This is a genomic window from Ensifer sp. GW823-FHT05D09 (genome assembly GCF_058795755.1).
Genome location: NZ_JBXAIA010000010.1, coordinates 206,833 through 227,348 on the forward strand (window position 1 = coordinate 206,833; position 20,516 = coordinate 227,348).

19 protein-coding genes are annotated in these 20,516 nt (G+C 61.5%); 10 read left to right on the forward strand and 9 right to left on the reverse strand.

Translation table 11 applies throughout. From position 1 onward, the window contains the following. Nucleotides 1–35: 35 nt before the first annotated feature. Nucleotides 36–1,631 carry a phosphoglycerate dehydrogenase gene (serA, locus tag AC1Q80_RS25210; protein WP_173423575.1) on the forward strand — a complete coding sequence of 532 codons (1,596 nt, stop codon included), beginning with the start codon at nt 36–38 and terminating at the stop codon, nt 1,629–1,631. A 190-nt stretch (nt 1,632–1,821) separates the two neighbouring features. Beyond that, nucleotides 1,822–2,328, forward strand: coding sequence for a GNAT family N-acetyltransferase (locus AC1Q80_RS25215; RefSeq protein ID WP_173423574.1), 507 nt, complete (start codon nt 1,822–1,824; stop codon nt 2,326–2,328). 61 nt (nt 2,329–2,389) lie between these two features. Here AC1Q80_RS25215 and AC1Q80_RS25220 read toward each other — a convergent pair whose 3' ends face one another. Together AC1Q80_RS25220 and AC1Q80_RS25225 are read right to left on the reverse strand one after the other, a co-directional pair. After that, nucleotides 2,390–4,204, reverse strand: a complete 1,815-nt coding sequence (locus AC1Q80_RS25220) for a methyl-accepting chemotaxis protein (RefSeq protein ID WP_492362192.1) — start codon at nt 4,202–4,204, stop codon at nt 2,390–2,392. A 123-nt stretch (nt 4,205–4,327) separates the two neighbouring features. Beyond that, the gene (locus AC1Q80_RS25225) at nt 4,328–5,212 is read right to left on the reverse strand and encodes an EamA family transporter (RefSeq protein ID WP_173423572.1); all 885 of its coding nucleotides are present in this window, start codon (nt 5,210–5,212) and stop codon (nt 4,328–4,330) included. Nucleotides 5,213–5,419: 207 nt separating this feature from the next. Here AC1Q80_RS25225 and AC1Q80_RS25230 point away from each other — a divergent pair, with 207 nt between their 5' ends. Beyond that, a complete protein-coding gene (locus AC1Q80_RS25230) occupies nt 5,420–6,718 on the forward strand; it encodes an adenylosuccinate synthase (RefSeq protein WP_173423571.1) in 1,299 nt (432 codons plus the stop codon). A 63-nt stretch (nt 6,719–6,781) separates the two neighbouring features. Further along, nucleotides 6,782–9,088: a RodZ family helix-turn-helix domain-containing protein gene (locus AC1Q80_RS25235; RefSeq protein ID WP_492362193.1), complete on the forward strand. Its 2,307-nt coding sequence runs from the start codon at nt 6,782–6,784 to the stop codon at nt 9,086–9,088. Between the two features lie 85 nt (nt 9,089–9,173). Here AC1Q80_RS25235 and rpoH read toward each other — a convergent pair whose 3' ends face one another. Together rpoH and AC1Q80_RS25245 are read right to left on the reverse strand one after the other, a co-directional pair. Further along, a complete protein-coding gene (gene rpoH, locus AC1Q80_RS25240) occupies nt 9,174–10,079 on the reverse strand; it encodes an RNA polymerase sigma factor RpoH (RefSeq protein WP_077500721.1) in 906 nt (301 codons plus the stop codon). 210 nt (nt 10,080–10,289) lie between these two features. After that, nucleotides 10,290–11,318 carry an RluA family pseudouridine synthase gene (locus AC1Q80_RS25245; protein ID WP_492362194.1) on the reverse strand — a complete coding sequence of 343 codons (1,029 nt, stop codon included), beginning with the start codon at nt 11,316–11,318 and terminating at the stop codon, nt 10,290–10,292. A gap of 29 nt (nt 11,319–11,347) precedes the next feature. Here AC1Q80_RS25245 and AC1Q80_RS25250 point away from each other — a divergent pair, with 29 nt between their 5' ends. Further along, the gene (locus AC1Q80_RS25250) at nt 11,348–11,731 is read left to right on the forward strand and encodes a hypothetical protein (protein ID WP_173423568.1); all 384 of its coding nucleotides are present in this window, start codon (nt 11,348–11,350) and stop codon (nt 11,729–11,731) included. Nucleotides 11,732–11,735: 4 nt separating this feature from the next. Beyond that, on the forward strand, nt 11,736–12,572 hold the full coding sequence (locus AC1Q80_RS25255) for a TrmH family RNA methyltransferase (RefSeq protein ID WP_492362195.1): 837 nt from the start codon (nt 11,736–11,738) through the stop codon (nt 12,570–12,572). A gap of 107 nt (nt 12,573–12,679) precedes the next feature. Here the strand turns inward: AC1Q80_RS25255 and AC1Q80_RS25260 are convergent, their stop codons facing one another. After that, nucleotides 12,680–13,861 (reverse strand): hypothetical protein, encoded by a 1,182-nt coding sequence (locus AC1Q80_RS25260; protein WP_492362196.1) that lies wholly within the window; start codon nt 13,859–13,861, stop codon nt 12,680–12,682. 261 nt (nt 13,862–14,122) lie between these two features. Continuing rightward, entirely contained in the window at nt 14,123–14,710 is a 588-nt protein-coding gene (locus AC1Q80_RS25265; RefSeq protein WP_173423565.1) for a DUF1134 domain-containing protein, read from the reverse strand. A gap of 277 nt (nt 14,711–14,987) precedes the next feature. Here AC1Q80_RS25265 and chpT point away from each other — a divergent pair, with 277 nt between their 5' ends. Next, on the forward strand, nt 14,988–15,641 hold the full coding sequence (gene chpT, locus AC1Q80_RS25270) for a histidine phosphotransferase ChpT (RefSeq protein ID WP_077500727.1): 654 nt from the start codon (nt 14,988–14,990) through the stop codon (nt 15,639–15,641). Between the two features lie 265 nt (nt 15,642–15,906). Further along, complete coding sequence (locus AC1Q80_RS25275; RefSeq protein WP_025424707.1) at nt 15,907–16,269, forward strand: response regulator; 363 nt, start codon at nt 15,907–15,909, stop codon at nt 16,267–16,269. A gap of 340 nt (nt 16,270–16,609) precedes the next feature. Here AC1Q80_RS25275 and ctrA read toward each other — a convergent pair whose 3' ends face one another. Next, nucleotides 16,610–17,311 carry a response regulator transcription factor CtrA gene (ctrA, locus tag AC1Q80_RS25280; protein WP_025424706.1) on the reverse strand — a complete coding sequence of 234 codons (702 nt, stop codon included), beginning with the start codon at nt 17,309–17,311 and terminating at the stop codon, nt 16,610–16,612. Nucleotides 17,312–17,753: 442 nt separating this feature from the next. Between ctrA and AC1Q80_RS25285 the strand changes: the two genes are divergently transcribed. Next, entirely contained in the window at nt 17,754–18,104 is a 351-nt protein-coding gene (locus AC1Q80_RS25285; RefSeq protein WP_077502815.1) for a flagellar export protein FliJ, read from the forward strand. A 205-nt stretch (nt 18,105–18,309) separates the two neighbouring features. On the opposite strand, the gene AC1Q80_RS25290 is transcribed toward AC1Q80_RS25285, so the two are convergent. Together AC1Q80_RS25290 and sciP are read right to left on the reverse strand one after the other, a co-directional pair. Beyond that, complete coding sequence (locus AC1Q80_RS25290) at nt 18,310–18,591, reverse strand: GNAT family N-acetyltransferase (protein WP_492362197.1); 282 nt, start codon at nt 18,589–18,591, stop codon at nt 18,310–18,312. A 213-nt stretch (nt 18,592–18,804) separates the two neighbouring features. Further along, the gene (gene sciP / locus AC1Q80_RS25295; protein ID WP_003527546.1) at nt 18,805–19,080 is read right to left on the reverse strand and encodes a CtrA inhibitor SciP; all 276 of its coding nucleotides are present in this window, start codon (nt 19,078–19,080) and stop codon (nt 18,805–18,807) included. Between the two features lie 487 nt (nt 19,081–19,567). Here sciP and AC1Q80_RS25300 point away from each other — a divergent pair, with 487 nt between their 5' ends. Beyond that, nucleotides 19,568–20,317, forward strand: a complete 750-nt coding sequence (locus AC1Q80_RS25300; protein WP_492362198.1) for a helix-turn-helix transcriptional regulator — start codon at nt 19,568–19,570, stop codon at nt 20,315–20,317. The last annotated feature ends 199 nt before the right edge of the window (nt 20,318–20,516 follow it).

Here is a 20,516-nt window from a genome sequence, read left to right on the forward strand (position 1 = left end):
TCAAGTTCAGACCTGATCTTTTCAAGGAGGCCATCATGGCACCTCGCGTTCTCGTATCCGATGAACTGTCGGAAACTGCCGTCCAGATCTTCCGCGACCGTGGAGTCGAAGTCGATTTCCAGCCGAAGCTTGGCAAGGACAAGGACAAGCTTGCCGAAATCATCGGCAACTATGACGGCCTTGCCATTCGCTCGGCGACCAAGGCGACCGAAAAGCTGATCGCGGCTGCGACCAACCTCAAGGTCATCGGCCGCGCCGGCATCGGCGTCGACAATGTCGACATCCCGGCCGCCTCGCGCCGCGGTATCATCGTCATGAATACGCCTTTCGGCAACTCGATCACGACAGCCGAACACGCTATCGCCCTGCTCTTTGCCGTCGCCCGCCAGCTTCCGGCCGCCGATACCTCGACGCAGGCCGGCAAGTGGGAGAAGTCCCGCTTCATGGGTGTCGAGATCACCGGCAAGACGCTCGGCGTCATCGGCGCCGGCAACATCGGCTCGATCGTCTGCTCGCGCGCCATCGGCCTGAAGATGCACGTGCTCGCCTACGACCCGTTCCTGTCGAAGGAGCGCGCCGAGGAAATGGGCGTCACCAAGGTCGAGCTCGACGAACTGCTGGCCCAGGCCGACTTCATCACCCTGCACGTACCGCTGACCGACAAGACGCGCAGCATCCTCAATGCCGAAGCGCTCGCCAAGACCAAGCCGGGCGTGCGCATCGTCAATTGCGCCCGTGGCGGCCTCGTCGATGAGAAGGCGCTTGCGGACGCGATCCGGTCGGGTCACGTCGCCGGCGCCGGTTTCGACGTGTTCGAGGTCGAACCCGCAACCGAGAGCCCGCTCTTCGGCCTGCCGAACGTCGTCTGCACGCCGCATCTCGGCGCCTCGACCACGGAAGCGCAGGAAAACGTTGCCCTGCAGGTGGCCGAACAGATGTCGGACTACCTCGTCAAGGGTGCCGTTTCCAACGCCATCAACATGCCCTCGATCACCGCTGAGGAAGCACCGATCCTGAAGCCTTTCATCCGGCTTGCCGATGTGCTCGGCGCCTTCGTCGGCCAGGTAACGGAAAGCGCAATCAAGGAAATCGAGATCCTTTACGACGGCGCGACTGCTGGCATGAACACCAAGGCGCTGACCAGCGCCGTGCTCGCCGGCCTCATCCGGCCGCAGGTTGCCGACGTCAACATGGTTTCGGCGCCGATCATGATCAAGGAAAAGGGTGTCATCCTGTCCGAGGTCAAGCGCGACAAGACCGGCGTCTTCGACGGCTACATCAAGCTGACGGTCAAGACTGCCAATCAGACGCGGTCGGTCGCCGGCACGGTGTTTTCCGACGGCAAGCCGCGCTTCATCCAGATCAAGGGCATCAATCTCGACGCCGATGTCGGCAGCCACATGGTCTACATCACCAACACCGACGTACCCGGCATGATCGGCTTCATCGGCACGACGCTCGGCAATGCCGGTGTCAACATCGCCAACTTCCAGCTCGGTCGCGAGAAGGAAGCCGGTGACGCCATCGCGCTACTCTATGTCGACGGCCCGGTTTCCGAGGACGTGCTCGACAAGCTGCGCGCCAACGCGGCGATCCGTCAGGCAAAGCCGCTGGTGTTCAACATCGATTGATCGCCGACAAGGCAGTCTTGTCCGCCCATTTCCGGGCAAGGCATGCGGGCGCAAATCGGCCATGATTTTCCGGTCTATGCCCCAGAAAATGGTTCGCTTTTTGAAAGCGGATCAGAATTAAGTTCGAGAACGACCAGAAACGCATCGGGCAAGCCGGTGCGTTTTTCGGTTTGAAGTGTTGATGGCAGCGATGGCAAGACAGACGTTCCGCTGGCGCGAGGCCAGCCTTCCCGACCTCGTTTCGGTTTCCGAAATTCAGCTGGTGGTGCACGAGGCGTTCCCCGAGGACGACCACGTTCTTGCCGATCGGCTGGAACTAAGCCCGGAGGGCTGCTTCATGCTGGAGGTCGGCGGCATCGCGCAAGGCTATGTGCTGAGCCACCCCTGGGTCCGGCGCGCACCGCCTTCGCTGAATTCGATGCTGGGCGAGATCCCGGACGCTGCCGACACCTGGTATATTCATGATCTGGCGCTTTTGCCTGAGACGCGCGGGTCCGGGGCAGGGGGCAATGTCGTGCCGTTGCTTGCCGATATCGCCCGATCGGAAGGTTATCGCTCCATGTCGCTGGTCTCGGTCAACGGCTCGCGCGGCTTCTGGGAGCGGCAGGGATTTTCCGTCCGCATGGACGAGCGGCTGGCATCGAAGCTTGCGAGCTACGGCGAGGATGCGGTCTATATGGAGCGCGCACTGACCTGAAACGACAGGGGCGCCGGCTCGGCCGGCGCCCCTGTCTCGGCTTGCTTGTGTCGTTACCGGATCAGGCTGCGCGTCGGCCCGCAGGCCGCCACTGCTTTTCCTCGACGGTGAAATGCGCCAACCGGCCTGCAAGAACGCTGCTTTCGGAAGCGAGCGTCTGGCTTGCAGCCGATGTCTGCTCCACCATGGCGGCGTTCTGCTGCGTCATCTGGTCCATCTGGTTGACGGCGGTGTTGATCTCGCGAAGCCCGACCGACTGTTCGCGGGCTGCGGTCGCAATCGCCACGATCCGGTCGTTGATCTCGTTGACCCGGTGCTCGATGTCGCCGAGGGCTGTGCCCGTCGCTTCGACCAGGCGCACGCCGGCGGATACTTCGACACTCGATGCCGTGATAAGGCCCTTGATCTCCTTGGCAGCAGTTGCCGAACGCTGCGCCAGTTCGCGAACCTCCTGGGCAACGACGGCAAAGCCCTTGCCGGCATCGCCGGCGCGTGCGGCCTCGACGCCTGCGTTCAGCGCCAGAAGGTTGGTCTGGAAGGCGATATCGTCGATGACGCCGATGATCTCGCCGATCTTGGAGGAGGAGGTTTCGATGCGTCCCATGGCGGTGATCGCGTCGCGCACGACCTCGCTCGATGCCGTGGCTCCCTTGCGGGCATCGGCCACCATGCGGCTTGCCTCTTCGGCACGGTTGGTGGAGTTCTGCACGGCCGAGGTGATCTCGTCGAGCGCAGCCGCAGTCTCTTCAAGCGAGGCCGCCTGCTGTTCGGTGCGCTGCGACAGGTCGTTGGCTGCCTTGCTGATCTCATTGGCGTTGCCGTTGACGACCGAGGTCGAGTCGGCGATCGCGCTCACCGTCGAGCGCAGCGCGTCGACGGCGGTGTTGAAGTCCTTGCGCAGCTTTTCGTATTCGACGCCGAGTTCGGGGACGTCGATTGTCAGGTCGCCACTAGCAAGTCGTTCCAGTGCACCGCCGATGGTGCTGACCACATGGGCTTGGGTACGTGAGGTCGTCTGCTGCATTTCCTCGTTGGCATTACGTTCGCTGTCGAGCACCTTCTGCTGCTCGCGCTGGCGGATTTCGAGCGCATTGCGTTCGATCACCGAAGCGCGCAGCAGCACCAGCGCATCGGCCATGTTGCCGATCTCGTCACGGCGGCCGGTATCGGGGACATCCGAGCGGGTTTCGTTGCGCGAGACTTCGAGCATGACGTCCTTGAGCCGGTTGATCGGGAGACTGATGGACCGGCCGATCGCCATCGCGGCGGCAAGCGTGGCGATGGCGGCAATCGCGGTGATGATAACAGTCATCATCAGCGAAGCATTGTATTTTGCCGCGAGATCGTCGGCGTAAACACCGGTGCCGACGCCCCAGCCCCATGGCTTGAAGCCCTGGATGTAGGAGTACTTCTCGACCGGCTCCTCCGAGCCTGGCTTGTCCCAATAGTAGTTGACGATGCCGTTGCCCGGATTTTGCGCAAGCGCGATCAGCTCGACGTTGAATGCCTTGCCGTTGGCGTCCTTGAGGCCGCGGATATCGGTGCCAACAAGCTTCTTGGCGAGCGGGTGCGCCACCATCATGCCGTCGAAGCTGTTGATGAAGAAGTAGCCGTCCTGGCCGAAGCGCATGGCCATGACGGCTGCGATGGCGCGGCTTTGCGCTTCCTCACGGGTCAGCGCACCGCTGCGCTCCTGCTCCTCGAAGCTTGCAATCGCCGAGATCGCCGCTTCGGTGACGTTGCGCAGCATCTGCTGGCGCTCTTGGCTCACTTCGGCGTTGGCGACCTGCGTCTTGTAGGCCATCGCTGCGGCCATGAAGATCAGCGCCATCGCCGTCAATAAGTAGATACGTGTCGAAATTCTAATATTTTTCACAGCCTTAGCCCCAGGAATACAATCTGGGTCGGACAGAAACATTCATCTGCTAACCAAGCCTTAAGGCGCCTCCCTAGGTCTAGGGATTGCATTGGCGAGGCTTCACTACGCAGGCGCGCACGGTCAGTGCTTGGGTCGCCCCTTTTCGGCAATGGCGATACCGCCGAGCACGAGCAGAAGGGCGATGAGATGGAAGGTGTGGAATGTCTCGCCGATCAGCATCACCGACAGCAACGTGCCGAAGACGGGAATAGCATTGATGAACAGGCCGGCCCGATTGGCGCCGATCATCTCGACGCCGCGCACATAGAGCACTTGCGACATCAAGGATGGGAAGATGGCGGCGTAGAGGACGATGATCCAGCCGGTCATATCAGGAAAGATCGCCGTGCTGTTGCCGATTTCCCAGAACAGCAGCGGAACGGCGCTGATGAGCGCGCCGAAGGCGGGGGCGGCGATGAAGCTCTGCCAATGCATGGCGGGCTTCCAGCGAAGTGCCACCGTGTAGGCGGCATAGACGATGCAGGCGGCAATCATCAGGGCGTCGCCGAAGTTGAATTCCAGTTGCATGAGACTGGCGATGTCGCCGTGTGCGGCGGTGATCAGAACGCCGATCAGCGTCACGGTGAAGCCGATCACCTGCGCGATCGAAGCGCGGGTGCGAAACAGCATGAAGTTGAACAGAAAGATCAACATCGGGATGCCGGCCTGAAGGATGACCGCGTTGATCGCGCTCGTATATTTCAGCGCGGAGTAGAGCAGGGCGTTGAAGGTGGTGAAGCCGATCACGCCATAGGCCAGCAGCTGCAGCCAATGCTGCTTTATCTTCTGCCAATCGCGGCGGATTTGCGGAGTCATCGCCACGAGGATGATGACGAGCGCGAACACCCAGCGAAGGGTCGTGAGCATCATCGGACTGACATGCCCGACGGCCATTTTTCCGGCCACGGAATTGCCGCCCCAGAAGAGTGCTGTGACGCAGAGATAGAAATAGGCCCTGGAATTCACGATGCTGCAACCTGCTGGGATGACGGGGATCGATGGCCGCAAGGGCGAGGGAGACGCCAGATATAGGCGCTAAATCCCGCGCTTGTCATGCAAAAAGGCCGGAACGCCCGTCATAACGGGGTCGCTTTCCCGGAGACAACACAGTATAGATGCGCGGGTTTTGAGAACAGCGCAACCCCGCTTGCGCCCGTCAACAGGAAGAGAATTATGACGAATGTCGTGGTGGTCGGATCCCAGTGGGGTGATGAAGGCAAAGGCAAGATTGTAGATTGGCTCTCGGAGCGCGCTGACATCGTCGTGCGCTTTCAGGGCGGTCACAACGCCGGCCATACCCTGGTGATCGACGGCGTCAGCTACAAGCTGTCGCTGCTTCCGTCCGGCGTCGTGCGTCCCGGCAAGCTCGCCGTCATCGGCAACGGCGTCGTCATCGACCCGCATGCGTTGATCGCTGAAATCGACAAGCTCGGCAAGCAGGGCGTGACGATCACGCCGGAGAACCTGCGCGTTGCCGACAACGCCACGCTCATTCTTTCGCTGCATCGCGAACTCGATGGCTTCCGCGAAGACGCCGCCTCCAACAGCGGCACCAAGATCGGCACCACCCGCCGCGGCATCGGCCCGGCCTATGAAGACAAGGTCGGTCGCCGCGCGATCCGCGTGATGGACCTTGCCGATCTCGAAACCCTGCCGGCCAAGGTCGATCGCCTGCTGACGCACCACAACGCGCTGCGTCGCGGCCTCGGCGAGCCGGAAATCAGCCATGATGCGATCATGCTCGAGCTGTCTTCGGTTGCCGACAAGGTCCTGCCGTTCATGGACACCGTCTGGGTGCTGCTCGACAAGGCGCGTCGCAAGGGTGCGCGCATCCTGTTCGAAGGCGCCCAGGGCACGCTGCTCGACATCGACCACGGCACGTATCCGTTCGTCACCTCGTCGAACACCGTTGCCGGCCAGGCCGCTGCCGGCTCGGGCATGGGCCCGGGCTCGCTCGGCTACATCCTCGGCATCACCAAGGCTTACACGACGCGCGTCGGCGAGGGACCGTTCCCGACCGAACTTCATGACGAGATCGGTCAGTTCCTGGGCGAACGCGGCCACGAGTTCGGCACGGTTACCGGACGCAAGCGCCGTTGCGGCTGGTTCGATGCGGCGCTGGTGCGCCAGTCGGTTGCCGCCAACGGCATCACCGGCATCGCGCTGACCAAGCTCGACGTGCTCGATGGCCTCGATGAACTGAAGATCTGCGTCGGATATACTCTCGACGGACAGCAGATCGATCATCTTCCGGCCAGCCAGGCGCAGCAAGCTTCGGCAAAGCCTGTGTATGTAACACTTGAAGGCTGGAAGGAATCGACTGTCGGCGCACGCAGCTGGGCAGATCTTCCGGCACAGGCGATCAAATATGTTCGCCAGGTCGAAGAACTCATCGGTGCACCGGTGGCTCTTCTTTCGACCAGCCCGGAGCGGGACGACACGATACTTGTGACGGACCCCTTTGAGGACTAGTGTCGGCGGACTGACATTGCGTCGTGATCGCAAACACATGCCTGAGCGTATGAGAAAGTTCTGATGGCGGATTTTGTTGCAGTTATTCGCAGGACCGTTGACGGCCTGTCGGAAAACACACCTGAAATGCGGGATAAGGTCTTCGAGAAGGCGCGCGCCGCCGTGCGTCGCCAGCTCGAGAATATGAATCCCCGTCCGTCGGACGACATGATCAATCGCCAGTTGGCGAAGCTCGAAAACGCGATCGTCGAGGTCGACAGCGAATATGCTGAAGCGCTCCCGGCGATCGACGACGTCGAGCCGAAGGCTGAAGCCGTCGACGCGGTCGTGCCCGTTGCGGTGGAGCCGGAACCGGTCGACGTCGCAGAGACCGCTGTCGAGCCGGTCGAGCCGGAGCCCGAGGTTGAGAGCGAACCGGTAACGGCCGCCGCCGAAGAACCGGCACCCGAAATCGTTGACGATGCCGCCGCTGTCTACGCCGATGCGCCTGTCGAGGTTCATGAGCAGCCGGAAGTCTACGCTGAACCCTTGCCGGTCGAAGCGCCCGCTGAATATGTCGAGACCGTAGCCGAACAGGTCGAGGCGACCGAAGAACCGGCCGAGGCTGCTTGGCAGCCTCCCGTCGAGGACGAGCGGCCAGAAGCCGTGCTGCCGCATGACGAGGAAATCGTCGCGAGCGCCGAGCCGATCGCGGACGCGATCTACGATCACGCTCCCGGTGCAACGCCAATCGAGCCTGAACCCGAACCGGTTCAGGAAGCGACCTGGGATACGCCCGCTGTCGAGCCTGTCGCGGAAACGCCGGCGCGTTCGGAATGGGAACTGCCCGACTGGGAAGACACAAAGCCGGCTCCGGCATCCGCTTCGCTGGATGCAGGGTTGCACGACGTGGTCGACGACGCCGGCACGCCGGAGTTGCTCGGCATGCATCCGGTTGAGGAAAATCCTGTCGAAATCGAACCGGCGGCTCAAAAAGCGGACGCCAGCCGGTCTTGGTCGTTCGACGACGACGACCCCTTTGCTTCTATTACCGAGCGCCCTGCGCCGAAGGCCAGCGACGCCGAAATCTCCGATTGGTCGTGGCCGGTCGAAAAGTCGGCGCCAGCGACGGCTGCGAACGTGACCGAGCCTGCAAGTCAGCAGGAGCGCGCCGTTACTGCCTGGGATCATATTGACGATCTTCTGGGTATGGAAGGCGGCGCGACCACTGCTGCAGGTGCTGCAGCGGGAGTTGCAACGGCCAAAGATACAGATCGCGGCGTCGAGATGCCGGCTGCGGCCCCTTCGCGGCCAACGTCGTACCGTACGACGCCGAAGCCTTCGCGCTTCAGCGTCAAACGTGTGGTGATTGCCGCTGGCTTGCTGCTCTTGCTCGGTGGCGGCGGATTTGCCTACTGGCAGAACCGGGAAGCGGGCAATGCCTGGATCTCCGGCATGGTGGCGTCGGTCACCTCGGCTGTTTCCGGCACGGGCGAGACGCCCGTTGAACAGAGCACGCCCCCGGCGCAGACTGGCGAGGCCACCACGCAACAACAGCCCGGCGCGCATGACGACACGGCCGTTCCTGCCAACACATCGACGAAATTTACCCAGCGTCTTCTGGCTGACGGCTCGGAGACGGATGCCGGCCCGGCCGTGGTGAACGGTGAAAGCGTTGCGCAGGAAGGCAAGTCGGTCGCACCGCAGACTGAAGCGGGAAGGCCGCAGGAAGATGCAGCCGCCACGCCAGGTGCTGAAGCCGGAACGCCTGCGACCGGCCAGCAACCAAGCGCACAGCCGGCTCAGCCGGACGTTGCCGTCGCCAGTGGCGAAAAGATGTTCCTCTACGAGGAGCGGCTCGGCCAATCCTCTCCGACGGCCATTCCGGGAACGGTCGCATGGTCGGTCAAGGAGGAATCTCCAGGTGGCGACGCCAAGCCGGAGCCGGCAATTCAGGCCCAGATCAACGTGCCTGACCGTGGCTTGACCGCCCTGATGACGATCAAGCGCAATGCGGATCCGTCGCTGCCGGCGAGCCACGTGATCGAGTTCGTCTTCTCGCTGCCGCAGAACTTCGAAGGCGGCGCTATCGACGGCGTGCAGCGCGTTTCGATGAAGCGGACGGAGCAGGATCGCGGCGATGCACTGATCGCAGTGCCCGCCAAGATCACCGACGACTTCCACATGATCGCGCTCAACGATTTTGCAGAAGCGGTCGGCAACAACACCGAGCTGCTGCGCAGCCGCGGCTGGATCGACATCCCGCTGACCTATCGCAACGGCCGCCGCGCGCTGCTGACGCTCGAAAAGGGGCAGAGCGGCAACGAGGCGTTCAGCCAGGCCATGCGTGCCTGGGGATCGTCAGGCAGCACGGCAGCGACCGGGCAATAGGCCAGGACTGGGTAAAGCGGAAAGACAACAAAAAACCCGGCGAGAACCTCGCCGGGTTTTTCGTTTCTATTGCATCCGTTCTGGATTATGCGCCTTCGACGACCCGCAGAGCCTGGGCACGTTCCAGCGCTGCCTTGCGGACGGCGTCCTGGACCTTTTCAAAGGCCCTGACTTCGATCTGACGCACGCGCTCGCGGCTGATATCGAATTCGCTCGACAGGTCTTCCAGCGTCAGCGGATCTTCGGTGAGGCGGCGTGCCTCGAAGATGCGGCGTTCACGATCGTTGAGAACCTTCATGGCGTTTGCGAGCAAAGCCTTGCGGCTGTCGAGCTCGTCCTGCTCGATCAGGATCTGTTCCTGGTTGTCGTGGTCGTCGACGAGCCAGTCCTGCCATTGTCCGGATTCGCCTTCGCTCGCCTTGATCGGCGCGTTCAGCGAAGCGTCGCCGGACAGGCGACGGTTCATCGAGATGACCTCTTCCTCGCTGACCTTCAGCGTGGTGGCGATTTCTTTGACGTGCTCCGGCTTCAGGTCGCCTTCGTCGAGTGCCTGGATCTTGCCCTTGAGGCGACGCAGGTTGAAGAACAGCCGCTTCTGGTTGGCGGTGGTGCCCATCTTGACCAGCGACCAGGAGCGCAGGATGTATTCCTGGATGGCAGCCTTGATCCACCACATCGCGTAGGTCGCGAGGCGGAAGCCGCGATCGGGCTCGAACTTCTTGACGGCCTGCATCAGGCCGACATTGCCTTCAGACACGACTTCGCCGATCGGCAGGCCATAGCCGCGATAACCCATCGCGATCTTGGCGACGAGGCGCAGGTGGCTGGTGACGAGCTTGTGAGCGGCATTGCGGTCGTCATGCTCCTGATACCGCTTGGCGAGCATGTACTCTTCCTGCGGCTCGAGCATCGGGAATTTGCGGATTTCGTCGAGATAACGATTGAGGCCGCCTTCACCAGCGGCAATGGACGGTAAATTGTTTCGGGCCATGAAGCACCCCCCTTTATAGTCTCCGGCCTCCGGGCGGCAGGCCGGGCATGTGGGTCTTCGTCAAGACCCCACGAGGCTATGAAATAAGTACGGCGAAAGCATGATTCAAGGAGTCCGGTTTCACTAACATGTGACGCCGGAGGCAAGACAGATCACGAATAGAGGCGCAGTCAAGATTGGAGTTCCGCGCCCAAAATTCAAGAGGTTGTGTTACGTCGCGGCCTGCAAGGCCTCGACCAGGGCCGCCATGTCGTCGGGCATCGGTGCTTCGAAGTGCATGGTCTCGCCGGTTGCCGGATGTTCGAACTGCAGCATGAAGGCATGCAGGGCCTGACGGTGGAACTGGCTGACGACGGCCTTTGCCGCGTCGGGCAGCAGATTGGCCTTGGTGCGAAAGGCCGCGCCATACTCCGGATCGCCGATCAGCGGATGGCCGATATGCGCCATGTGCACCCGGATCTGGTGGGTGCGCCCGGTTTCGAGGTGGCATTCGACTGTCGATGCCAGGCTCGTGCCATCAGGCTTTTCGAGATAGCGTTCGACCACTTCGTAATGGGTGATCGCTTCGCGGGCGTCGTCGCTGTCCTCGCGCTTCACGGCGCGCTTGGTGCGGTCCCCGGCGCGGCCGAGCGGCGCGTCGATGGTGCCCTTCAGCTGGCGCGGGCGTCCCCAGACGACGGCGCGGTAGGCGCGCTCCAATGGACCGGTGCGGCCATGGTCGGCAAACTGGTCCGACAGGTGGCGGTGGGCCGCGTCGTTCTTGGCGACGACCATCACGCCGCTCGTTTCCTTGTCGAGCCGGTGCACGATGCCGGGGCGCTTGACCCCGCCGATGCCCGAGAGGCTGTTGCCGCAATGGTGGATCAGCGCATTGACGAGCGTGCCCGTCCAGTTGCCAGCGCCCGGATGCACGACGAGGCCGGCCGGCTTGACGAGGACGATCAGATGGTCGTCCTCATAGAGAACGTCGAGCGGGATATCCTCGCCCTTCGGCTCCGGATCTTCGGGTTCGGGCAGGTCGATCTCGAAGCGGTCGCCTGGCTGGACCTTCTTCTTCGCTTCGGTCACGGGCTTGCCGTTGATCGAAACGGCGCCCTGTTCGATCAGGCTCTTGATGCGATTACGCGAAAATTCGCCCGAAAGCGCCTCGGTCAGGAAGGAATCGAGCCGCCCTGCGGCGTCCTCGCCCGCCGTCAGGACTTTCCTATTGGCTGCTGCTTGTTTAAAGGGGTCGTTCATTCCGTTTTAAATCCGATAAAAGGCCAATCATGACCGCGCCCGCGCCCGATGACCAGGAAGACAAGCCGCTAGACCCGGCGATGGAAAATGTCCGCCGCAAGATGGTGAAGCTGCAGCTCGTCTCGGTAGGCGTGATGTTGGTCATGCTTATGGCTGTCCTCGCAACGATTGTCTACAAGGTGACCCGCACGGACGAGAAGGCGCCGGCGCAATCGGCAGCCATCGCCGTTCCGAGTGAAGCGCCGGTCAATGCTGTCGCCGCCCTTCCGGCCGGCTTCACGGTGACAAACGTCGCGCTGTCGGGCTCGCAGGTGCTGTTCTACGGCAATCTGCCGGGCGCCGAGCCGCGTGCCATCGTCTTTGACATTACCGCCGGCCGCATCGTTGCCGACATCACCGTCAGGACCAACTGACGGCATGGCTGCGAGCGCCCCGTCCCCGATCCGCATCGACGATCCGGCAGACCCGCGTATCGCCGGGTTCGTGTCGATCAAGGAGCGCGACCTGACAGGGCGGCAGGGGCGCTTCATCGCTGAAGGCACGGTCGTGTTGCGCATGCTGGCGGCGGCGCACCACTCCGGCCGCGGGCTTGCGGCCGAGGCTATCCTGCTTCTCGAAAGCCGGGTGGCCGGCGTCGAGGGTATTCTGGCGGAATTTCCCGCCGAGGTGCCCGTCTATGTTGCGGCCGCACCGGTGTTCGACGCCATTGCCGGCTTCAACATGCACCGCGGCGTACTGGCGCTTGGGCGGCGGGACGGCGTCTTCGGCCGGGACGCGCTCATCGCCTCGCTTCCCGCCTCAAGCCTTGTGCTCGCCGCCTGCGGCATCTCCAATCACGACAATATGGGCTCGTTGTTTCGCAATGCTGCCGCCTTTGGCGTCGATGCGGTGCTGATGGACGAGACGAGCTGCGATCCGATGTATCGCAAGGCGATCCGCGTTTCCGTCGGCTCGGTGCTGACCGTGCCGTTTGCGCGCGAGGGGTCGGCGGCGGCGCTGATCGAACGGCTGCAGCATGAGGGCTTTGCGATTTGGGGCCTGTCGCCGGCCGGCGAAACCGATATCGGCGGAATACCACCGGCGGCGCGCACCGCCTTGCTTGTCGGAACCGAAGGTGAGGGTTTGCCGCCTGCCATCCTGAAATCGATCCGCACCGCGCGCATTCGTCAGAGGCCCGGGCTCGACAGCCTCAATGTCTCGATGGCGGCCGGCATCGCGCTGCACCAGGTCGCCTTGATCAACGACCGGATCTGACCTGAGCGTCAAACGTACCGCGCTTTCCGGCGTTCACCTGCTGCGCCGAAGGCTTTCGGCTTTGCGCAGGTTGCGCAAAGCCGGAAAACGCGCCTGCGCGATAGGCTCTATTCTTTCGACAGGATTTGCTTTGCCCGCTTTGCCAGGCTCTTGCGGCCTGGAGCTCCGTTCGGCGCTTCGCCTGCGAGCAGGCCTGGGATCGGCGAGGTAGCGCCTTCGCGTGTTGCGGTCAGCGCCACCATGCCGGCGGCGATTTCGGCCACTTCCTCGCGCAAGGCGTCGTCATGGGCGGAGGTTCTGGAGTTGATCAGCCGCTCCGACAGGGCAGTTGCGCGGTTCTTGAGGTCATCGGAGAGCATTGTGGTTTCCAAGGGTGGCACGACGGGCTGATCGGTGAGGGGGGCGGAGAGGGACGCAACGCTCGGCGATGGCTCGTTGCCGATCGCGCGACGATCCCTGCGCGCCGGGAAGGCCACGCCAGCCGCACGTAGCGCCTTGGCCGCATCCCGCATGTCCTGATTCACGTCTTTCACCTTGGTCTTCAAGCGTTCGATTTCATCGGCGCGCCGCTCGAGCGCGCTTTCGCGATCGGCACCGGCTGCCAGTTCGCGCGCGAGCTTGTCCTCCAGCCGTTGCAGACGGCTGTCGTCACGGGCGAGGCGCAGTTCCATTTCCTTGGCGTGCGCGCTTTCGGTCTTCAGATCCAAACGCAGGGCCTCGCGCTCGTCGCGGAGCGTCGCAATCCGGCTCTTGTGGTTTTCGAGCTCGGTTTCGCGTGCGGCAAGATCGAGGCGCAGGTTGTCGATATCGCCCGCATGTTGCGCCAGTTGGTTGGTCAGTGCCTTGATCGTCTCGGCCTTGGCGGCGTTGTCGCGCTCAACGGTCTCGAGCGAGGCCTTCATGCGCTCCAGCCGCTGCTCGAACTGGCGGATCGCCGAGCGCATGTCGGCGGCCTCGACGTTCATGTCGGCAAGCTGGGCATGCAGGTCGGCATTCTCGCCGCTGAGGCGCCGTGCTTCCTGCAGCGTCCTCTCGTTGCCGAGCATCAGCGACACGCCCTTGTCGCGCTCGCGTTTCAGGGCCTGAAGTGTACGCGCGTTCTCGGCAGCGTAAGTGGCACGGGCGGCGTCCTTCTGGGCACGCACTTCCTGAGGGCTGAGCGGCATGGTGGCCTTCAAACGGTCCTCGGCAAAGCGCACGATGCGGCGGTGAATGGCCGGCGCGACGAGAAGGCCGATGATGATCGCGGTCAGGAAGCCCAAGGCAAAAAGGAGCGAGAATTCAATCACGAGCTGGCCGTTTCAAAGCTGGACCGGAAGCAAACGCCCCACCCGACCGTAACGGTCAGGGCAAGGCGCTTCATATTACTTACCTGCACTAAACATGACGTTTCATGCGCTGCAAGTATTTGAGGCGGGATTTCGCCGAAGCGGACCCGCCGTCTACAGTGCCGCGCGTCTTATCAGACGCGCAAAGGTCGCTGTAGCACACTGAACTGCCGCATGTTTTCATCCTTGAATCGGATGGGATCCAAGGAAACATGCAGTGGATCAGAAGGGGTTCCAGGTCGGGTTCTGGGTCATCTTGAGATAGCCGACGTTGACCCCGAGCCGGGCACCGATGCCGGTGCGGATCGGAACGACGACGATCTGTTCGTCGGTCAGCACGGTCATGCCGACGCCGGCCACGACATAGGCCGAACCGGAGACGCCGCCGAAGCGCTTGTAGAGCGACGGCACGCTTGGCAGGTTGTAGACCAGCATCATCGTGCGGCTGCCCTGTCCGCCCCAGTCGATACCAAGCGACGGGCCCTGCCAGAACACGTTGTGCTGGCCGGCATTCTTGGTGTTGAGTTCGCCTTCCCCGTAGGTCAGGCCGGCAATGAAGGCGCCGGAACCTTCCTGTCCGAGAATGTAGCCGTTCGGCAGGCCGTAGCGCTCAAAGGCGCGCTCCACCACCTTGGCGAGGCCGCCGGAGGTTTCGCCGAAGAAGCCGTGACCGGCATCGACGATCTCCTGCATCGAGTATTGGCTGTTTGCCTGCTGGGCCTGGGCGGCGGATATGGCGCCTGCCATCAGGAACATCGTCGCCAGGATAGCGCGGCTGGCCGTTTTGGCTGCCATCATGATCTGCTGCATCGTTTCCTCCGTCAGGCGCGAAAATCACTCGCTTGCGGGTTTGCTATGGCCGGCATCAACATCGATGACACGGCCAGCGGGGGTCTGGACCATTTCCCTGCAATTTGAACCGATGGTCTTAACAATCGGTTTACCAAATGTGGTGTCATTATGATCCACTGATGAACGGCTGCGCCGGGCAGCCCATGACTTGCGTCTGCGCGTCTGAGGCTTTACCGGCTCTGCTCGAGCGCGTGCCTCATGTCTGCATGCCGATGGAACCGAACAAGGAACGACGATGGCAACGAATCCGAACCTGACATTGACGGGACCCGATCTGGCCGCGCTTCTGTGCAGCCGGGTTTGCCACGACGTTATCTCGCCGGTCGGCGCCATCAACAACGGCCTGGAACTTCTCGACGAGGGCGGCGCCGACGCCGACGCCATGGACCTCATTCGCACCAGCGCTCTCAACGCCTCGGTCCGCTTGAAGTTCGCGCGTCTTGCCTTCGGCGCGTCCGGCTCGGTCGGAGCGTCGATCGACACCGGCGAAGCGGAAAGGGCGGCCAAGGATTTTGCCGCCGCCGAGAAGAAGACCGAGGTCAATTGGCACGGCCCGCGTGCCATCATTGCCAAAAACCGGGTCAAGCTGCTCTTGAACCTCTTCCTCATCGCCTATGGCGCGATCCCGCGCGGCGGTGTCATCGACATCACGCTCGAAAATCCCGAGCTCGACGCCGTGTTCACGCTGGTCTGCAAGGGCCGCATGATGCGGGTGCCCCCGCGCCTGGTCGAACTTCTGTCCGGCACGCCGGCCGAAGCGGTCGATGCGCACTCGATCCAACCGTATTACACGGTGCTGCTCGGCGAAGAATCCGGCATGGCGATCGACGTGGTTTCCACCGGCGAAGAGATCATCTTCACCGCGCGCATGGCGCCTGCCGACGCCTAAGACGGGGACCGGTCTTTTCCGATTTGAGACATGTCCGGCGCGGTGTGGCCATGGCCCCTGCGCCGGTTTTTTGCGTGGTCGCCGTTTAGGCGCCCCGTAATCCGGGCTTTTCGCCGGTTTGCCGAAAAATTAATGTTTTCAGCGCTTTAAAAGTCATCCGAAAGATGGCGTTAAGCAAGCTCCGTAACGAAATCTTTGCCAAATTTGTATAGGGTTGTTTCAAGCGTGCGAATGCGCGTATAGGTAAGGCATGAAGGAGTTGGACATGCGGCGCTTGATGATTGCCGACGGCTCGGATGTCGTCAGGAAGGTTGGAAAACGTATCCTGTCCGGCATGGGCTTCCTTGTCTACGAAGCGCCCAGCGGCCTTGAGGCGCTGGTGCGCTGTGAAGCCGAGCTTCCGAACATTCTCGTGGTCGATGCCGGCCTGGAAGGCGCTCTGGATCTCATTGCCAATATCCGACGGCTGCCGAACGGTGCTTCGGTGCGCATCTATTACTGTGTCGTCGAGGCGGATCTGAAGAAGATGATGGCGGGCAAGCGCGCCGGCGCTGACGATTTCCTGCTGAAGCCGTTCGATCGCAAGATCCTGACCAGCGTTTTTGCCAGCCAGTCTATGGCGGCCTGACGCCCGACGTATCCTCATTCGGATTGAACAAGCCGCGGCGATTGCTGCGGCTTTTTGCTGCCCGGATTTCACGGCCTTGCGTGGCGCCGGAAAGCAAGGCCAGGGCATACTCGTCGCCAATTCCTCCAGGCCTTGCCGCCGCTTGCCCGATGGCGGGTCGGCAGCTTCACCAGGCATTCGACAGTCGGAGGAAGTGGGGGAGGGGCCGCGCGATTTCCGGTCGAGGAGCCATTGCTACAACGAAAAAACCCGCCTCGAAGGGCGGGTTTTTCGAAAAGGCGTCCGTTGGCGTCATGCCTGGATATGCGGGTCCATGCCGCGCCCGGACGAGAGCCTGAAATCAGGCGGTTTCGGCGTATTCCGCACCATCCGGCTCGCGCAGAACGTAGCCGCGGCCCCAGACGGTTTCGATGTAGTTGGCGCCGCCCGCAGCGTTGGCAAGTTTCTTGCGCAGCTTGCAGATGAAGACGTCGATGATCTTCAGTTCCGGCTCGTCCATACCGCCATAGAGGTGGTTGAGGAACATTTCCTTGGTGAGCGTCGTGCCCTTGCGCAGCGAGAGCAGCTCTAGCATCTGGTATTCCTTGCCGGTGAGGTGGACGCGCTGTCCGCCGACTTCCACCGTCTTGGCATCGAGATTGACGATCAGTTCGCCGGTCGAGATGACCGACTGGGCATGACCCTTGGAACGGCGGACGATCGCATGGATGCGTGCCACCAGCTCGTCCTTGTGGAACGGCTTGGTCATGTAGTCGTCGGCGCCGAAGCCGAGGCCGCGAACCTTGTCTTCAATTCCGGCCATGCCGGAGAGAATGAGGATCGGCGTCTTCACCTTGGAAAGACGCAGTGTTCTCAAGACCTCGTAACCGGACATGTCCGGAAGGTTGAGGTCGAGAAGGATGATGTCGTAATCATAGAGTTTGCCGAGATCGACGCCTTCTTCACCGAGATCGGTGGTGTAAACGTTGAAACTCTCGGACTTCAGCATCAGCTCAATGCTCTGAGCTGTTGCGCTGTCGTCTTCAATTAGTAGAACCCGCATATTCTTCCCCTTTTCCGCCGCCCAAGGTCATCGTGGCCCCCTTACGCGATACGGATCCAGTCGTTGCCTGATTTGGAGGCTGCCATCAAATGGTTAACAAATTCTGATTCACTCTGGCAAGGTGTATCGAGATTGTTAAATATTTTTAGCAGTTCCCTGATTTCAAACGTGAATCCAAAATGGCACTTTTCATGCGAAACATGAGGAAATGCCGCTATCTGACTCTTCTGACTCGTTAATGCCGGGGCCGTCATATTTCGTGCCTCAGCATTTACGGAGCCTTAAATCATCACCCCTATGATTAACGATGCCCGTAAACGAAAGGTTACCAGCGGTAGGCTTTTGTTAATATCGCTGTCGATTTTTCGTTTTCTGCCTGTTGGGGCAGGCTCGACGGGCCAAATCAGTAACCGGGGTCTCGTTATCCACGGGAGTATTGCGTATGAAAGCACGTGAGAGCCTTGTCCGCCTGAAGGAATTTCAGGTCAGGGAGAAGCAGCGTCAGCTGAGCCAGCTTCAGATGATGATGGCTGAGTTCGAACGGATGACCAAGGATCTGGAAAATCAGATTGTTTTCGAGGAAAAGAAGTCGGGCATTTCCGATCCCTCGCATTTTGCCTATCCCACTTTCGCCAAGGCTGCGCGTCAAAGAGCCGACAATCTTCAGGTCTCCATTCGTGAACTGAAGATGCAGCAGGACGCAGCCGAACTCGCGCTTGAAGAAGTGCAGGCCGAGTATGCGAAGGCGGCGGCGCTCGAGGAACGGGACACGACGACGCGTCTGAGGGCGTAAGCCCCTCGGCGTTTCGAGGCATATGATTTTCATTCTTTGTCGGGCGATGCCGATGGCATGGCCCGATCCGGCACGATTGTCACAAGCATAAAAACCCGCCCGACAGTTCGGCTGTCGGGCGGGTTTTCTCATTTCGAGACTGTCTGAAGCGGTGATGTCCGGATCGTGCCTGTCGAGTCAGGCCTGCCGGATCACGCCTGCCGGATCACGCCTGAATGACATCCTGCCAATCGGGATGGCGCAGCGCCTGCGCGCGCATGAACGGGCAGAGCGGAATGATCTTCCAGCCGCCCTTGCGCGCTTCGTCGATCGCATGTTTTGCCAGCGCCTGGCCGACGCCCTTGCCGCGAAGTTCGTCGGGAACCAGGGTGTGATCGACGATAACAAGTTTCGGCGACGATCGCGAATAGGTCATCTCGCCGGTATATCCCTCGAGGGATGTCGAGTAGCGGCCGTGCGAGCCGGTTTCTTCGTGGGTGATATCCATCTCAGCATCCCTTCGTATTCAACGTTTGCGTGTTGTCGACGATGCTATCGCATGACTGCGGCAACAGGAACCGGTTTGACGTACGCGAAGGTGAAACGCACTGTCGCCGAAATGTCGCCGACAGGAAGGGGCGGCGTGGTTTGGCGGAAAACGAAAACGGCGGCCACCGGAAAGCCGGAGCCGCCGTTCCACCTATGGCCCTGTCGTGGGCTCTTAGTGGCGATATTGCTGGATGCGTGTCGTGCGCAGACCGGCCAGACCGTGATCGTTGATGGAGGACTGCCAGGAAAGGAATTCCTCGACAGTGAGGGTATAGCGCTCGCACGCTTCCTCAAGGCTCAAAAGGCCACCGCGTACTGCGGCAACCACCTCAGCCTTCCTGCGGATAACCCAGCGCCGGGTATTCGCCGGCGGCAGATCCGCAATCGTCAGAGGACTGCCATCGGGGCCGATGACATATTTTACGCGTGGTCGCATCATTTCGGTCATGGGACTCTCTACACAAACTCAAGACCATATGTGGCTGACCTTAGCCCGCCACATTTAACATTTGCCTAAGCCGTCGGTAACAATTTGCTCATAATTTTAAATACTTCCGCACGCTCCCTCGATCACTTCCGCAACATCGCCCCGGCGATCGCGACGCCCGTCGCGTTCGACAATAGCCGTCAATTTGCCCGGAAAGCTTTGGATTATCGCGGATTTTACATGGGAGCCATGCAATTACCACATTTCACTTTAACTAAAATTCTTGGTAACGAGACGCCGAAATAAAGGATGAGCGACGTTTGTGCGCTCCCGATTCATTCTTGGTGCATCGTCATATTTTCACAACCGGTCGCGTTGCTTTCGCGGGCATGCCGGAGAGGGTGGCTGTATTCTGGCTGCCGGGTGAAGTTCATGCGCCGGATGATTCTCGGGGCGGTTTGTATTCTCTCGACCAGGTGCGTTGGCGCCGGTGATGTGGTGATCAGAGATGAAGGAATCGAATGAACCAGCCTTGCTACGCGAGGCTGAGACGGCGGACATGATTTCCGAAATCGATACGGCTGCCGTGCGCACCGAGTATGAACTTCTGCATTTGCTGCGGCGGCTGATCGCGCGTTATGGCTTCGGCCATTTCATGATAGCGCGGTTGCCCCTGGCCGAGCAGCAGCGCTTCTCCGAGCGCCTGGTGCTGAGTAACTGGCCGTCCGAGCTGGTGCGCCAGTACGACGCCTGCGAGACCTTTCAGTCGAGCGTGCTGGTCGAGCGGCTGCGCAACACCAAGCTGCCGGTCGTCGGCGGTGCCGAACTGCTCGACGTTGCCGGCAAGCCGGCCGACGCGGCGATGGTGCACCGGCTTCTGGCGCATCCGGAAATGGCGCGCCATTTCGCCGTCCAGTTGCATACCAGCAGCGGCGATCCCTTCGTCGCCATGCTCTCCGGGCGGCGCGAGGCGCCTGTCGGCGTCGAGCAGGCAACGCTCTATCTTTCCCTCGTGCAACTGTTCGAATGCCTTGAGCGCACCTTCGATACTGGCAGCTCGGCGCGCGAAAAGCTGTCGAGCCGCGAAATCGAGTGTCTGCGCTGGGCAGCGGCCGGCAAGAGCAGCGACGAGATTGCCATTATCCTCGGCATCTCCACCTATACGGTCAGCAGCTACTTCAAGAGCGCGACCCGCAAGCTCGATGCCGTCAACCGCATGCAGGCGATCGCCCGCGCCATGCGGCTGAAACTGATCTGAGACAGGCCGCTTCGATCGGCCAGGCGCCATAGCGCCGCCCTTGCCGCGGAGCGGACAAGTTTCTATATGTCGGCGACCAGAGCACCCCGCCTTGAAGCGGAACCGCAGAAGGCGGTGAAACAGTTCTGGACATTTTAGTGCTGCAGCGATTTTTTGCGCGTCCGATCAGGGCGTGCGGCGCCGCAGAAGCCGACAGCGT